Annotated in this window: 12 protein-coding genes; 10 read left to right on the forward strand and 2 right to left on the reverse strand. The window is 65.6% G+C overall.

The window, feature by feature from the left end; all coding sequences use genetic code 11:
• Position 1: 1 nt before the first annotated feature.
• The 9 genes from AC1D0O_RS04150 (at position 2) to cheA (ending at position 7,720) form a co-directional block, all read left to right on the forward strand.
• Positions 2 to 349, forward strand: coding sequence for a flagellar protein FliT (locus AC1D0O_RS04150; protein ID WP_477652288.1), 348 nt, complete (start codon positions 2 to 4; stop codon positions 347 to 349).
• On the forward strand, positions 346 to 1,656 hold the full coding sequence (gene fliK, locus AC1D0O_RS04155; protein WP_477652289.1) for a flagellar hook-length control protein FliK: 1,311 nt from the start codon (positions 346 to 348) through the stop codon (positions 1,654 to 1,656). Before AC1D0O_RS04150 ends, fliK begins: the two co-directional genes overlap by 4 nt.
• A complete protein-coding gene (locus AC1D0O_RS04160) occupies positions 1,646 to 1,954 on the forward strand; it encodes an EscU/YscU/HrcU family type III secretion system export apparatus switch protein (protein ID WP_477652290.1) in 309 nt (102 codons plus the stop codon). The genes fliK and AC1D0O_RS04160 overlap by 11 nt, the downstream gene beginning before the upstream one ends.
• Before the next feature lie 249 nt (positions 1,955 to 2,203).
• Positions 2,204 to 2,551, forward strand: coding sequence for a flagellar transcriptional regulator FlhD (flhD, locus tag AC1D0O_RS04165; RefSeq protein ID WP_436157596.1), 348 nt, complete (start codon positions 2,204 to 2,206; stop codon positions 2,549 to 2,551).
• A 45-nt stretch (positions 2,552 to 2,596) separates the two neighbouring features.
• Positions 2,597 to 3,250, forward strand: coding sequence for a flagellar transcriptional regulator FlhC (gene flhC / locus AC1D0O_RS04170; protein ID WP_477652291.1), 654 nt, complete (start codon positions 2,597 to 2,599; stop codon positions 3,248 to 3,250).
• 37 nt (positions 3,251 to 3,287) lie between these two features.
• A complete protein-coding gene (gene motA / locus AC1D0O_RS04175) occupies positions 3,288 to 4,151 on the forward strand; it encodes a flagellar motor stator protein MotA (RefSeq protein WP_477652292.1) in 864 nt (287 codons plus the stop codon).
• A gap of 42 nt (positions 4,152 to 4,193) precedes the next feature.
• Positions 4,194 to 5,198: a flagellar motor protein MotB gene (gene motB, locus AC1D0O_RS04180; protein ID WP_477652293.1), complete on the forward strand. Its 1,005-nt coding sequence runs from the start codon at positions 4,194 to 4,196 to the stop codon at positions 5,196 to 5,198.
• Positions 5,195 to 5,578: a response regulator gene (locus AC1D0O_RS04185; RefSeq protein WP_477652294.1), complete on the forward strand. Its 384-nt coding sequence runs from the start codon at positions 5,195 to 5,197 to the stop codon at positions 5,576 to 5,578. Before motB ends, AC1D0O_RS04185 begins: the two co-directional genes overlap by 4 nt.
• Positions 5,579 to 5,626: 48 nt before the next feature.
• Complete coding sequence (gene cheA / locus AC1D0O_RS04190; RefSeq protein WP_477652295.1) at positions 5,627 to 7,720, forward strand: chemotaxis protein CheA; 2,094 nt, start codon at positions 5,627 to 5,629, stop codon at positions 7,718 to 7,720.
• Between the two features lie 16 nt (positions 7,721 to 7,736).
• Here cheA and AC1D0O_RS04195 read toward each other — a convergent pair whose 3' ends face one another.
• Positions 7,737 to 9,413 carry a hypothetical protein gene (locus AC1D0O_RS04195; RefSeq protein ID WP_477652296.1) on the reverse strand — a complete coding sequence of 559 codons (1,677 nt, stop codon included), beginning with the start codon at positions 9,411 to 9,413 and terminating at the stop codon, positions 7,737 to 7,739.
• A gap of 27 nt (positions 9,414 to 9,440) precedes the next feature.
• The gene (locus tag AC1D0O_RS04200) at positions 9,441 to 12,110 is read right to left on the reverse strand and encodes a PAS domain-containing sensor histidine kinase (RefSeq protein ID WP_477652297.1); all 2,670 of its coding nucleotides are present in this window, start codon (positions 12,108 to 12,110) and stop codon (positions 9,441 to 9,443) included.
• A gap of 345 nt (positions 12,111 to 12,455) precedes the next feature.
• Between AC1D0O_RS04200 and AC1D0O_RS04205 the strand changes: the two genes are divergently transcribed.
• Entirely contained in the window at positions 12,456 to 14,186 is a 1,731-nt protein-coding gene (locus AC1D0O_RS04205; protein ID WP_477652298.1) for a hypothetical protein, read from the forward strand.

Consider the following 14,186-nt stretch of genomic DNA (forward strand, 5'->3'; position numbering starts at 1 on the left):
CATGGGATCACAGAGCGAAGTCATGCACTGCTACGAGCAGATCGCCCCGCTGACCGAGCGCATGCTCGTGCTGGCGCGCGCCAAGCAGTGGGGCGAGCTGCCCCGGCTCGAAGGACAGTGCAGCAGCATGGTCGAGCGCCTCAAGGACATTGAGCCGCTGAGCACGCTGGACGAGGCGCAGTCGGCGCGCAAGTACGTGCTGCTGGGCCGCATCAGCGCCAACACCACCGAGATCTTCGGCATGGTCATGCCGCAGCTGGCCAAGCTGGTGGGCGTCATGAAAAGCCTGGAACGGCAGCGCAGCCTGCACAAGGCGTACGGCCAGCCGGACGACATCCACTTGTTATGAGCGGTGTGACGCCTCTGGTGGATACCTTGCTGGCCACGCGGCTGGGACAGCGCGTGGACCTGGTACCGCTGAAGGCCGAGCTGGAGATCGCCGGCCCGGGCGCCGTGGTGAATGTGGAAAAAGTCGCCAACGACGTGCGCCTGCCCTCGCGCGAGGCGCTGCAGCGCGAGCTGGGCCCGGGGCTGGTCGGCCGCGATGGCGCCGCCCTGGGCTTCGCGCAGGCCAGGCACGACGGCGCCGTCACCCTGAGCGCCGCCGCCCGCACCGTGAGCGCGCTGCTGAACCTGCCGGTCGGAACGACACCCGCCATCCGCGGGCGGGCGCCGCTGCAACCCGACCTGCGCACGCCCGCGGTGCCGGTGCTGACGGCCACGCTGGCGCGCACCGTGGCCGAATCCGGCCTGTTTTACGAATCCCACCTGCAGCAGTTCGCGGCCGGCCAGCGCACGCTGGCGCAGCTGGCGCGTGAGCCGCAGGCCGGCATGGCGCCCGCGCCCGCCGGGGCGCAGCCGGCGGATGAAGGCCTGGTTTCCCCTGGGGCCGCTGCCGGGCCCTCTATATATATGCAGCCAGCGTCCTTGGCTTTGCCGGTGGCCGCCGTTTTGCCGCCTGTGCCAGCTGAAATGCGGGAAGCGGCCGCGCTGCCGGTGGCTGGCAGCACGCCCCCCGGCGCCGCGGCGCAGCCGTCCTCCAGCCCCTCGGCGGAGCCCGCCCACCCGCCGCTCCCGGCCACCAGCTACGGCCCGACCGGCCTGCCGGACCCCGCGACGCCCAGTCCGCACGATTTCTCCGGGCCGGATGCCGGCACGCCCGGTCCCGCCGTCGCTTCCACGGAGACCGCGCGCGCCGGCCATCCGGCGGCCGCCATTCATCCCGAGCTGGTGGGCCTGGTGCGCCAGCAGCTCGACATGCTGGCGCTGCCGGTGTTTCGCTGGAGCGGCGAGGCCTGGCCGGGCATTCCGCTGGACTGGGAAATTCGCCGGGAAGGCCATGAACACGAGGAGCCGGCGGGCCGCGAAGGCCGCGAGGACGGGGCGCAAGCCGCGCAAACGGCGCCACAGGCCTGGACCACCCGCATGACGCTGAAGCTGCCCAGGCTCGGAACGGTCGATGCGCGCCTGGGCCTGGCCGGCGCCACGCTCCAGCTGCGGCTGGACGCCTCGCAGGAAGGCACGGTGGCGGTGCTGAACCAGGCCGGCGCCGAACTGTCGCGGCGCCTGGGCGCCGTGGGGCTGGAACTGGCGGAGCTGCGCATAGGCGGCGCGGCGGATCTGCCGGACCCGGCGGGAGGCCGTGATGCCGGATAAACCGCTGGAAGGAAACGCCGCCGAAAGCCCGGAAACCGCGCGTTCCGGCGCCGTGGCGCTGTCCTTGGGTGCCGCCGGCCAGGCGCCCACGGTGGTCGCCAAGGGCTATGGCGCGGTCGCCGAGGCGATTGTCCAGCGCGCGAAAGAGGGCGGCCTTTACGTCCACGCCTCCTCCGAATTGGTGAAATTGTTAATGCATGTAGACCTGGATTCGCAAATTCCGCCCAATTTGTACCTGGCGGTCGCGGAAATGCTTACATGGATGCATCGATTAGAAATTGATGAAATTAATACTTAAAAATTAATACTATCGATATTTTGTGAAATTGAAATACAAATAGCTTTTATAAATTCAGTAATTGATTACTAATTTTTCTTGTTTTGACGCTTAAATGTTACTTAATTGATAAATTTGATTTGTTCATGTAATTGTCAGTTTAATGTGTTAAAAATTGCAATTGAGGTGAAGTTGTAAGACAGGCATCTCAATCAATCTGTGATGGGTGACGAAATTGATAGCGAGTAGATGTTCAGGTCACCTCTGTACATGCAAATTTTGAAAGAACAGGAACGCAACGTGATTGAAACTGGTACCGCCAACGACATTGGCGATTTGAATTTGGCCTACCTGCTGCTCGCAAAGCGGCTGGTGAGTGAAGATATTGCGCTCGCGATGTACCGGCTGGGCATGAGCCGGGAACTGGCTGACCTGCTGGGTAGCCTGTCGCTTTCCCAGATTGTGAAATTGGCCGGCTCCAGCCTGCTGCTCTGCCGTTTCCGGTTTGACGACCATCCCATGCTGTCGGCGCTGACCCTGGAAGGCAAGAACCCGGCGCTGCAGCAGGCGCATGCCGCGATTTTGCTGTCCGGCCAGCAGCTTGAGGCGGTCCGGTGAGCGCCCGCGCTTCGGCCCGCTCCCGTGTTTTGACCGGGCATCGCCATGGCTACTAAAAGCGTCATCGTCGAAGCCCGGGAAATCCACCTGGCCATGGACCTGATCAAGCTGGGCGCCCGCCTGCAATTCCTGGAAGCGGAAACCAGCCTGAGCCGGGACCGCCTGATCAAGCTCTACAAGGAGCTCAAGGGCACCTCGCCGCCCAAGGGGCTGCTGCCCTTTTCGACGGACTGGTTCATGACCTGGCTGTCCAACATCCATTCGTCGATGTTCTACAACATCTACCGTTTCATGGTGGTCCACGGCGGCTGCACGCGCATCAACGCCATCATCAAGAGCTACCGGCTGTACATCGAGCAGGTGCAGCAGCAGGGCGGCGAACCGGTGCTGGACTTCACGCGGGCCTGGACGCTGGTGCGATTTTTCGACAGCGACATGCTGCAGCTGAGCACCTGCACGCGCTGCACGGGCCTGTTTGTCGCGCATGCCCACGACTCGCAGAGCAACTATGTGTGCGTGCTGTGCCGCCCGCCCTCGCGCGCCGGCAAGACCCGGCCCTCGGGCGCCAGGCGCGACGAGGCCGGCGACGGCGCCAGCAGCGGCAAGCCCGAGGGCAGCCCCCGCGCCGTCGCAGGCACGCCCGCGCTCTCGTCATCGCAGTGGCTGGCCAATGTGATGAACAGCTCGCGCACCGCCTGAGGGGCGGGGCTTTTTTACAGATCCGCAGGAGAACCCCATGCTCGTCATCATTGGCTACCTCGTCGTCGTGGCTTCCGTCTTTGGAGGCTACGCCATGATGGGCGGGCACTTCGGCGTGCTGTACCAGCCGCTGGAGCTGCTCATCATCGGCGGGGCCGCCGTGGGCGCCTTCATCTCGGGCAATGACGGCCGCACCATACGCGCCACCCTCAAGGAGCTGCCCAAGCTGCTGGCCAGCTCGAAGAAGCACGACAAGGCGCTCTATATGGAGCTGCTGGCCCTGCTCTACGTGCTGCTGTCCAAGGGCCGCAAGGACGGCATGATGGCGCTGGAGTCCGACATCGACGACCCGCAGAACAGCCCCATCTTCGCGCCCTACACGGTGATCCTGGCCGACGTCCGCGTGCTGGAGTTCCTGACCGACTACCTGCGCCTGATCGTGAGCGGCAACACCGACCCCTTCGAGATCGAGCAGTTGATGGAGCACGAACTCGAAACCTACAAGCACGAGGCGGAAGTCCCGGCCCACAGCCTGGCGCGCGTCGGCGACGCCCTGCCGGCCCTGGGCATCGTGGCGGCGGTGCTGGGCGTGGTGCATGCGCTGGCCTCGGCCGACCTGCCGCCCGCCGAGATGGGCCAGCTGATCGCGCACGCCATGGTCGGCACCTTCCTGGGCATCCTGCTGGCCTACGGTTTCGTGTCGCCGCTGGCCACGCTGATCGAGCACAAGGTGGCGGAGTCGCTGAAGGCCTACCAGTGCGTCAAGGTCACGCTGATGGCCAGCCTCAACGGCTACGCGCCGCAGCTGGCGGTGGAGTTCGGCCGCAAGATCCTGTATTCGACCGAACGGCCGTCCTTCATCGAGCTCGACGGGCACGTGCGTGAAGTCAAGGCGCGCTGAGGCGCGGGCTGACGCAAGCGATCAGAGCCGAACGGAACAGCCATGAGCGAGAGCGCGCGAAGAATCATCGTCATCCGGCGTCCCGTGAAGGCGGCCGCCCATCATGGCGGCGCCTGGAAGATCGCCTTCGCCGATTTCATGACGGCCATGTTCGCCTTCTTCCTGGTGCTGTGGATCTTGAGCATCTCCTCGCCCAAGCAGCTCGAGGGCATCGCCGACCAGTTCAAGATGCCGCTGAAGGTGGCCATCAACGGCGGCAAAAAAAGCAGCACCAGCACCAACGTGATTCCCGGCGGCGGCGCCGACATGACCCACGCCGACGGCGAGGTCCGGCAGGCCTCCAGCGAAAGCAGCAAGGACCCGGACGACGGCCAGCGCCTGGAAGCGCTCAAGGAGCGGCTGGACGACATGATCGAGTCCAGCCCGGTGCTCAGGCAGTTCCGGCCGCAGCTGCTGATCGACATCACGCCCGAAGGCCTGCGCATCCAGATCGTCGACAGCAACAACCGGCCCATGTTCGACCGCTCCAGTGCCGTGGTGGTGGCCTATATGCGCAGCATCCTGCGCGAGATCGGCCCGGTGCTCAACGAGCAGCCCAACAAGCTCACGCTGTCCGGCCACACCGACGCCACCGTGTACTCACAGGGCGACAAGTCCTACAGCAACTGGGAGCTGTCGGCCGACCGCGCCAACGCCTCGCGCCGCGAACTGGTGGCCGGCGGCATGCAGGACGGGAAAATCCTGCGCGTCATGGGCGTCTCCTCCAGCGTGAACCTGAACACCGACGACCCTTATGCGGCCGTCAACCGGCGCATCAGCATCCTGGTGCTCAACAAGCGCGCCCAGGCCGACATCGAAAGCGGCAATGCCGCAACCGCCACCGCGCCCTACGCGAAGACTACCCCGGCCGCCAAGACCACCAGCACCGCTAATACGACCAACGCGAACAACGCCGGCCCCGGCATCAAGCCGGTCAACACCGCCCGCGGCGCCGGCGGCCCGCCGCCGCTGAACCCCGCCTCCGCCAAACCTGAAAGCCGGACATGATGAACAAAAAAACCATCCTGGTGGTCGACGACTCGGCCGTGATGCGCCACCTGAATTCGGCCGTGCTGGAAGAGGGCGGCTACCAGGTGCTGCTGGCCGGCGACGGCAAGGCCGCGCTCGAGCAGCTGGTGAAAAAACCCGTGGACCTGGTGCTGACGGACTGGACCATGATTCCCATGGACGGCTGCGAGCTCACGCGCCAGCTGCGCGCGCGGCCCGGCTCCGCCGATGTGCCCATCCTGGTGCTGAGCACCCTCAGCAACGATGCCAGCAAGGCCGACGCCCGCAAGGCCGGCGCCACCGGCTGGCTGTGCAAACCCATTGAACCCGAAACATTGCTGGCCGTGGTGGGCAGCCTGATGAACCCGGCGAGCGCATGAGGCCCACGGCCGCAGCACTACAGTCCCCAACAAAAGAAACCTTCCCCTATGGACATCACCCAGTTCTACCAGACATTTTTTGAAGAAGCCGACGAGTTGCTGGCCGAGATGGAGCAGCTGTTCCTGGGCCTGGACCTGGACGCGCCCGACGGCGAACACCTCAACGCGGTGTTCCGTGCCGCGCACTCGATCAAGGGTGGCGCGGCCACCTTCGGCTTTGTCGCGCTGACCGACACCACCCACCTGCTGGAGAACCTGCTGGACCGGGCGCGCCACGGCGAGCTCAAGCTCAATACCAAGATGATGGATGCCTTTCTGGAGACCAAGGACGTGTTGCAAAAACAATTGAGTGCATACCGGGCCGGCACCGAGCCGGAACCCGAGATGGTGGCGGCGATCTGCGCGGTGCTGCGCCAGCTGGCGCTGGAAGCCGGCGGCGAGCTGCCCGCCCCGCCCGTCTTGGCCGCGCCCGCGCCCGCGCCCGTGCCCGTGCCCGTGCCCGTGCAGGCCGCACCCGAAGCCGCGCCCGCCGGCGCCGGGGAGCGGACCCTGAAGGTGCGCTTTTCCAAGGTCTCGGAGAACGACTGCAAGCTGCTCAGCGAAGAGCTGGCCAACCTGGGCCAGGTGACGGCGCAGACCCAGGAGGAGGGCAGCCTGACGATCTGGCTCAAGACCGGCTGCGAGGGCAGCGACGTCATCGCGGTCTGCTGCTTCATCATCGAGGCCGACCAGATCGACATCCGCGAAGAAGGCGCGCCCGCCGCGCAAGCGGCCCCCGCGCCCGCGCCGGCGGCCAGCCAGCCTGCAGCTGTTGCGGCCGCGCCTGAGGCTGTGCCCGCTGCTGCGGCCGCAGCAGCTTCAAGCACGCCAGCCGCCGTGCAGAACAAGGAATCCAGCTCGATACGCGTCGACGTGGAAAAAGTCGACCAGATCATCAACCTGGTCGGTGAGCTGGTGATCACGCAGTCCATGCTGACGCAGACCGCGTCGCTGCTGGACCCGGTGCTGCATGAGCGCCTGCTCAGCGGCATGGGCCACCTGGAGCGCAATGCGCGCGACCTGCAGGAGTCCGTCATGTCCATCCGCATGATGCCCATGGACTATGTGTTCAGCCGCTTCCCGCGGCTGATCCGCGACCTGTCGGCCAAGCTCGGCAAGCAGGTGCAACTGGTCACGGTCGGCAAGGAAACCGAACTCGACAAGAGCCTGATCGAGCGCATCATCGACCCCATCACCCACCTGGTGCGCAACAGCCTGGACCACGGCATCGAAGGCCCGGAGCGCCGCGCCTACGCCGGCAAGGACCCGGTCGGCCGCCTGACGCTGTCGGCCCAGCACCAGGGCGGCAGCATCGTGATCGAGGTCAAGGACGACGGCGGCGGCCTGGTCCGCGAGAAGATCCTGGCCAAGGCCCTGCAGCAGGGCATGCCCGTCAGCGAAAGCATGCCGGACGACGAGGTCTGGCAGCTGATCTTCGCGCCCGGCTTTTCCACGGCCGAAGCCGTCACCGACGTGTCCGGCCGCGGCGTCGGCATGGACGTGGTCAAGCGCAACATCCATGAGATGGGCGGCCATGTGGAGATCGCCTCGGTGCAGGGCAAGGGCACGACGATACGCATCGTGCTGCCGCTGACCCTGGCCATCCTCAACGGCATGTCCGTCAAGGTCGGCGAGGAGGTCTACATCCTGCCGCTGAACTACGTCATCGAATCGCTGCAGCCCATGGAAAAGGACGTGCACTCGATCACCGCCGACGAGCATGTCATGCACGTGCGCGGCGAGTACCTGGCCTTGCTCGAACTGCACAAGCTCTTCGACGTGGCCGACGCGGTGAGCGCGCCCACGCAGGGCATCGCCGTCATCGTGCAGGCCGACGGCACGCGCTTCGCGCTGCTGGTCGACCAGCTCGTGGGCCAGCACCAGGTGGTGGTCAAGAACCTGGAAACCAATTACCGCAAGGTGCCCGGCATTTCCGGCGCAACGATTCTGGGCGACGGCAATGTCGCGCTCATCATCGACGTGGCGGCCGTGCAGCGCGCCAACCGCGAGAAGGCGGCCCAGCGCAGCCCGGGCCGACCGGCGCTGGCAGCGGCCGCGGCGGCAGCCGCATCGCGTGCGCTTGAGGTGGCGATGGCGGCTTGATGCCCGCGCCCGGCCGTCAGATATCGCCGCGGGGGTTCCACCCGATCCCGGTCCGCGCAAGGGCTGCGTCCGTGGGCGAGATGCCTTCAAGCACCGGCAGTAGCGCATTGAACGACTCCCGGCAAAGATCCTTGCGGTACATCTCGTCATCCACCTGGCTGTACCCGCAATACTTGATCAGCCGCTTGAGCGCGGGACCCGCATCGGCGGGAAAGTGGCGTGCCCGTACTTCGAATTCATCGCGCAGGATTTGATGGTGTTTGCGTATCAGTGCCTGGTTGGACAGTGCAAGGGTCATCAAGACGATATGGCTGAGGGCGGACTCGGGTTCGTTTGACAGCAGCCGTTCCAGAAACCCCTGGAACTGCTCGTCAATCGTGTGCAGAAGGGGGTGTCCAGGGTTTGCCGCGATGCGCCGGTTCCGGAAAGACATGATTTTTTCTTCCAGTATGGACAAGGACTCGCAGGCATCACGGATGGCCCTTTCCAGGTCCCATTCCCGGTCCTTCGCCCGTGGCTCGCCGAGCCTGCGGATAACGCAAGTCTTGAACAATTCGTGCGCTTCGGCCACCAGCGGGGAAAAGCTGTCCCCGTAAAACACCACCTGGGCAAGCACGCGCAACTGCCTGTCCTGTGCGGCGGGTTCCAGGCTTTTGATGACCGCCAGGCATTCCCGCGGAATTTTTTGCCAATAGCCCTCCTCCGGGTTTCCATACCGAAAGAGGCTATCCATCGCCCGAAGGGAACTCTTTGTGTCAGCCCGGGAGGTGTTGAACGTCCAGTCCGCCAAAAGCCGGCAGGACGCGTCCATCACTTTTTCCATGGCGATGGCGGCAGGCTGGTCCAGCCTTTTGAGCTGAAATGACGAGTAGAGGATGGACTCCCGGAGCATGTCGACGGCGAACCCGGGACGATGAGGTCTGAGTGTTACCGCCAGCTGATACGCCAGTTCGGGCGTCTCATGCAGATGCAGCGACATGAGAATTTCCGGGGGACGGGCCGGCGTCTGGTTCCAATGCTCGTCGATCAGGCGCACGGCAGCCGCCATGTCCTCGTGCGCGATCTCCAGCAACAGCGGCCATGCCTGCTTGCGCAAGTTGGGCTCGTTCGGTCCACGTTGCAATCCGGTGGGCCCGTATGTGCACTGGACGGATCTTTGCAGCGCGTCGAAGCGCCTTGATGCGCTCACGCGAGGGCTTGCGACGGACCGGCTGGTCATGGCGTCCAGCTTGTTCTCCAAAGCGCGCTGCCCAACGAAGCCGACATCAAGCGGCAAAATGCGAAAGAAATTGATGACACCCAGCAATACGTCCTCATCGCCTTCATTGACAAGCGAATGCATGCGATTGATGAAATCCGACTGGAAGCGCTGGCTGCTCCATCGCTCTACCTTGTAGACCGCTCCTGAGAGCTTCGCGAGTAACCGTACGATCAAACCGGGCTTCTGGTTCGCCCAGGGAAAGTGACGGTGGTAGAACACCGCCAAGAAACTCTGTTTGACGATGTTGGGTTCCCCCGATATCTCAAACCGGTGCGACTCATACCAACGCGCCAGCTCGATCAGGCACTGTTGTTCGGCAGGCGTGCAGAGCAGAAACAGCTTGTCTCGCCGCTCCATCAAGGAGCGGCGGTCGTTTTCATTCAGTTTGTGGCCGGGCAGGAAAGCTGTCTTGGGAAGCGTCGACAAGGTCATGGGAAGATACGTGGCGTGGCGGCCTGATTACAGCGTGACGGTGAAGCAGGTGCTGCGCCCCGGCTCGCTGCGCACGGCGATCTTTCCGCCGTGCAGCTCCACCGAGTTCTTCACGATGGCCAGGCCCAGGCCGGTGCCGGGGATGTCGCCGACATTGCTGGCGCGGTGGAAGGATTCGAACAGGTGCGGCATTTCCTCGGGTGGTATGCCTATGCCCTGGTCCTCGACCTCGAAGACCGTGGCGCCGTCCCGCAGCGAGATGCGCAGGGCCACCTCGCCGCCGTTGGGAGAGTACTTGATGGCGTTGGACAGCAGGTTGCCCAGGATGTGGCGCAGCAGCTTGGCATCGAACAGCCCCGGCGGCGGCGAGGGCGGGAAGCGGGTGACGACCTTGCAATCCGACTTGGGCTGCAGCAGGCGCGCCTCCTCGACGATGGCATGGCACAGCGCGAGCAGGTCGGTCGGGCCGGGGCGGAACTCCAGCATCTGGGCGTCGACCTGGCCTATCAGCAGCACGCGGTCCAGCATGCGCGCCATGCGCTGCACGCCGGCGCCTATGCTTTCGAGGATCTCCACCTTTTCGTCGGGCGGCATGCGGTCGCTGTAGTCCCTGAGCAGCTCTGCGGCCGACAGGATGGCCGCCAGCGGCGTACGGAACTCATGGCTGGTCATGGAGACAAAGCGCGAGCGCAGGTCGTTGAGTTCCTTCTCGCGCTCCAGCGCCGCGCGTATGTTGTCCTCGGCCTTGCGCCGTTCCGTGATGTCCAGCAGCGTCCAGATCACGCCGGCGTCGGGGTTGCGGTCGCTCACGCAGCGGCCCGCCAGCTGCACCCACAGCGTCTCGCCGTTGCGGCGCCAGAACTGGCGCTCGTCGATGTAGACGCCGTCGCGCACCAGCTTGGCCCGGGTCTCCTTGCCGTCCGATTCGTAGGTCGCGTCGTCCGCGTACAGCAGGCGCGACGACTTGCCGACCAGTTCCTCGCGCGAATAGCCGGTCATCTCCTGGTACTTGTCGTTGACCCACTGGATGCGGCGGTCCACGTTGAAGCTGATGCCGACCAGCGCGCTGTTGAAGATCGCCTCGCGCTCGGAGGAGGTCCGCGCGAGCGCCGCCTCAAGCTCCTTGCGCGGCGTAATGTCCATCACCGCCCAGACGCTGCCCTGGGTCTTGTCGAGAACGCTGACCGCCTTGCCCGAGGCCGTGACCCAGAACAGGCTGCCGTCCAGCCGGCGCATCTGCAGGTCGCCCTGGTAGGCGCGCCCCTCGTTCATGCAGGCGGTGATGTCTTCGGCGACGCGCAAGTAGTCTTGTTGCGACGGGAAAAGCGTGCTCCAGTCGCGCGGCGCCGGCGTGGCGGCCGAGACGCCGAACATCCTGGCCATGGCCTGGTTGGACCAGCGAAAGACGCCCTCGTGCGTGAGGAAGGCGATGCCGACCAGGGAGTTCTCCAGGATGGTCTCGCGCTCCTCCAGGGTGTCGCGCAGTTTTTCCTCGAGCTTCCGGCGCTGGCTGATGTCGGAGAAAAAAGTCAGGATGCCCTGCTCACCGTCCCAGGGGACCACGGTGACGCTGATGCCTATCCAGCGGATCTCGCCAGTGGGCAGCAGCAGGCGCAGCTCGTAGCGGCTGGGCACGTCCTCGCCGGCCAGGCGCCTGCGTTGGCGGTCCAGCACCAGCGCGTGGTCGTCGGGGTGGATGCGGTGCAGGAAGCCGATCTGCTGCATTTCCTCCAGGCCGATGCCGGCGATCTGCGCGGCGCGTTCATTGGCGTAGGCGATGCGCTCGTCCTTCACGACGATCATGCCCTCGTCCACGTGCTCGATCACCGCGCGGTAGCGCTCGGTGGAGCGGCGCACGGTGTCGGCGAGGGCGCGGCTTTGCGTGATATCGGAGAAAAAAGTCAGCGAGGCCGTATCCCCGTCCCAGGGAATGACGCTGCTGCCCACCGAGAGCCAGCGCGGCTCGCGGCCGGGGTGCAGCAGGCGCATCTCCGAACGCCCGGCGTCGTGTGCTGCTGCGGCCAGCCGGTCGTCGGGATGCAGGCGGTGGAAAAATCCCTGCTGCATGACTTCGTCGTAGGGGATGGCCAGGATGGCGGCGGCACGCTGGTTGGCGAACACCACCGTGCCGCGCTGCAGGACCACCACGCCGTCGTTCACGTGTTCGATGACGGCGCGGTAGCGCTCCTGCGACAGGCGCGCGGCCTGCTCGGCGGCCCGGCGCCGGGAGATGTCGCGGATGAAGGCGCCGAAGCCGATCCCGCCGCCCGCCGGTTCCGCGGGCACGGTGAAGATGGACAGCTCGACGGGCAGCAGGGCGCCGCTTTTGTGCAGCGCCTCCACTTCCAGCAGCCTTTCAATCGTCCTGGCCCTGCCGGTCTTGAGGAAGGCCGCCAGCCCGGCCTCGTGGGCGGCGCGGTGCGCGTGCGGCACGATCAGCTCGCACATGCGCTGGCCCACGGCCTCGGCCTCGCTCCAGCCCAGCATGTGTTCGGCGCTGGCGTTCCAGCTGGTGATGACACCGCCGGCGTTCATCTCGAGCACGGCGTCGCGCGCCGATCCGAGCAGCGACACCAGATGCCGCTGCTTGGTTTCCAGCGCGCGTATGGTGTCGCGCAACTGCGCTTCGGTGCCGGGGGCTTCCGATGCCGGAGGGGAGGAGGGCGGCTCTCCGGTGTGCCGGAAGGGTGTGGGCATGAATCGTGGCGGGTGTGCGGCCTGCGCCGCGGCAGGCCATGGGAGTGATGGAACCTCGGGCATTCTCTGCGATGCGCAGGGCATCGGTCAATCGGAAAACCGGATTCGTGGCGCTTCACGCGAAGGCGGCGGGCGGCCGTGCCCGGACCCGAAAAATGTCGGCCCGCGCCGACAGGGCAGAGCGCTGATTCCGTTGGATTTTTTAAATTCCGGCACGGCGGGTGTCGGCCCGCACCGACAGCGGGAGGCCGGTTAAAAAGCCAATGCCGTTGATTTCATTGATGAATTTCGGTGGCATGCAAATTGGGTACAGAAGGCCAACTCAATTTGCACGGTAGAACAAAAATGGCCAAGAAGAAGAATGTGTTTCGACGGATCGCGATGCCCGGCCTGCTGGGCAGCCTGCTGCTATGCCAGGAGCACGCGCAGGCCCAGCAGGACAGCCAGGTGCAGCTGGAGCCGAACGACCAGGTCATACGCGCCTGGCAGCAGAACAACCTCGGCGGGGCCGGCCCGTCGCTCACGCGCGAAGAGGACGGCGGCACCCGGCTCGAGTGGAAGGGCGGCCTGACGGTCGACACCTATAGCAATGACGTCTCTTCTGCCAGCGGCAACCTCAACACGCCCTTGCGCAGCGGCGCTTTTTTCAAGAACAGCTACAGCAGCGACCTTCGCGCGACCCACAGGGACAACACCGTCGATTATTTCCAGCTGGGCGCCAGCGGCAGCAACGACCTCTCGGTGCTGAGCCAGAACCGCTACCAGATCAACAACATGCAACTGGGCCGCGCCGGCGAGGGTTACATGCTGGCCCTGGGCGACGTCACGCCGAATTTCTCCAGCCTGAGTTCCGCGCTGGGCGTACGCGGCCTGTACGGGCAGCGGCAGTTCGGCGAGGTAACCGCCTACGGCTTCACCGGCATGGTGGCCGAGAGCTGGGAGGCCCTGGGCAACAAGGTGCCGCGCGCCCAGTACCTGAAAGACGTGCACGGCCTCAAGCTTGAAAAAGCCTTCGGGACATCGCTGAAAACCTATGTCACCAGCCAGAGCTCGTCCGACCGCGAACCGACGACGCTGATGTCGCAGCCCCTGGCCACGTTGCGGGGCAAGACGCGCTCCTTCAGCGGCGGCTTTCAATACCAGGCCGAGCAGTTCACGCTGGCGGGCGAAACCGCCGGCAGCCGTTATGAGGACGGCGGCAACTCGGACCGCCCGGGCCGCGCCACCATCGTCGACGCGAGCTGGCGCGGCGAAGGCTACGGGTTTCGCGGCGGCTACCACGACATTTCCAACGGCTTCACCTCGCTGTCGCTGCAGGCGCAGCCGGGCGTGCGCGAGGCCTATGCCGGCGCCGACTGGACGGTGGCGCCGTGGATCTCGCTGGCCACCGACGTGCGCAAGTCCCGGCTCACGACGCTGGCCTTCGCCGGCTTCAACTCGACCTACGTCGACTCGGAATCCGTGGCGGCGCGCGCCAACATCAACTTCGGGCCGGACTACCCGGGCTGGGCGCTGGCCTTGCAGCAGGCCGAATCGCGCGGCCTCAATTCCGCCATGCAGGCCTCGCGGAACCGGGAGTTTTCGTCGACGCTCAACTATGCGACCCCCACCTGGAACGCCGGCGTCGGCTTCGGCTGGGGCAAGGTGACCAGCGAGGTGTGGCCGGCCAGCGATTCGCTCAACGACAACTGGGCCTTCAACCTGGGGCACACCTTTTCGGACGCGCGGCCCGACCTGGCGCCGACCTGGAGCCTGGGCGTGAACCTCACGGCGGGCGCGCAGAAGCAGCGCCTGCTGGCCGGCGGGCAGACCAGCAACACCAATTACACCTTCACCCTGAGCGGCCAGCGCGCCGGCTGGGGCAGCGTCAACCTGCTGGTGATGAGCGGGCGCACCACCCAGCTCTACGGCGGGCCCAGCCTGCGGCTGGAGGGCTACCAACTGGAGGCGGTTTACGCCATCTCCGAGAAGTGCTCGCTCAAGGCCTATGCGCGCAGCAGCCACCGCAACATCGACGACCCGGTGCTGGCCGCGAAAGAACGCGTCGCCGGCCTGCAACTCACCGTCAGTTTTTAA

This window comes from Polaromonas sp. P1_F2, from assembly GCF_056405735.1.

Coding starts and splice junctions, on each gene's coding strand:
- AC1D0O_RS04195 (WP_477652296.1), bottom strand. CDS start 9,413: ATGACCTTGTCGACGCTTCCCAAGACAGCTTTCCTGCCCGGCCACAAA.
- AC1D0O_RS04200 (WP_477652297.1), bottom strand. CDS start 12,110: ATGCCCACACCCTTCCGGCACACCGGAGAGCCGCCCTCCTCCCCTCCG.
- fliK (WP_477652289.1), top strand. CDS start 346: ATGAGCGGTGTGACGCCTCTGGTGGATACCTTGCTGGCCACGCGGCTG.
- AC1D0O_RS04205 (WP_477652298.1), top strand. CDS start 12,456: ATGGCCAAGAAGAAGAATGTGTTTCGACGGATCGCGATGCCCGGCCTG.
- motA (WP_477652292.1), top strand. CDS start 3,288: ATGCTCGTCATCATTGGCTACCTCGTCGTCGTGGCTTCCGTCTTTGGA.
- AC1D0O_RS04160 (WP_477652290.1), top strand. CDS start 1,646: ATGCCGGATAAACCGCTGGAAGGAAACGCCGCCGAAAGCCCGGAAACC.
- AC1D0O_RS04185 (WP_477652294.1), top strand. CDS start 5,195: ATGATGAACAAAAAAACCATCCTGGTGGTCGACGACTCGGCCGTGATG.
- flhC (WP_477652291.1), top strand. CDS start 2,597: ATGGCTACTAAAAGCGTCATCGTCGAAGCCCGGGAAATCCACCTGGCC.
- AC1D0O_RS04150 (WP_477652288.1), top strand. CDS start 2: ATGGGATCACAGAGCGAAGTCATGCACTGCTACGAGCAGATCGCCCCG.
- cheA (WP_477652295.1), top strand. CDS start 5,627: ATGGACATCACCCAGTTCTACCAGACATTTTTTGAAGAAGCCGACGAG.
- flhD (WP_436157596.1), top strand. CDS start 2,204: ATGCAAATTTTGAAAGAACAGGAACGCAACGTGATTGAAACTGGTACC.
- motB (WP_477652293.1), top strand. CDS start 4,194: ATGAGCGAGAGCGCGCGAAGAATCATCGTCATCCGGCGTCCCGTGAAG.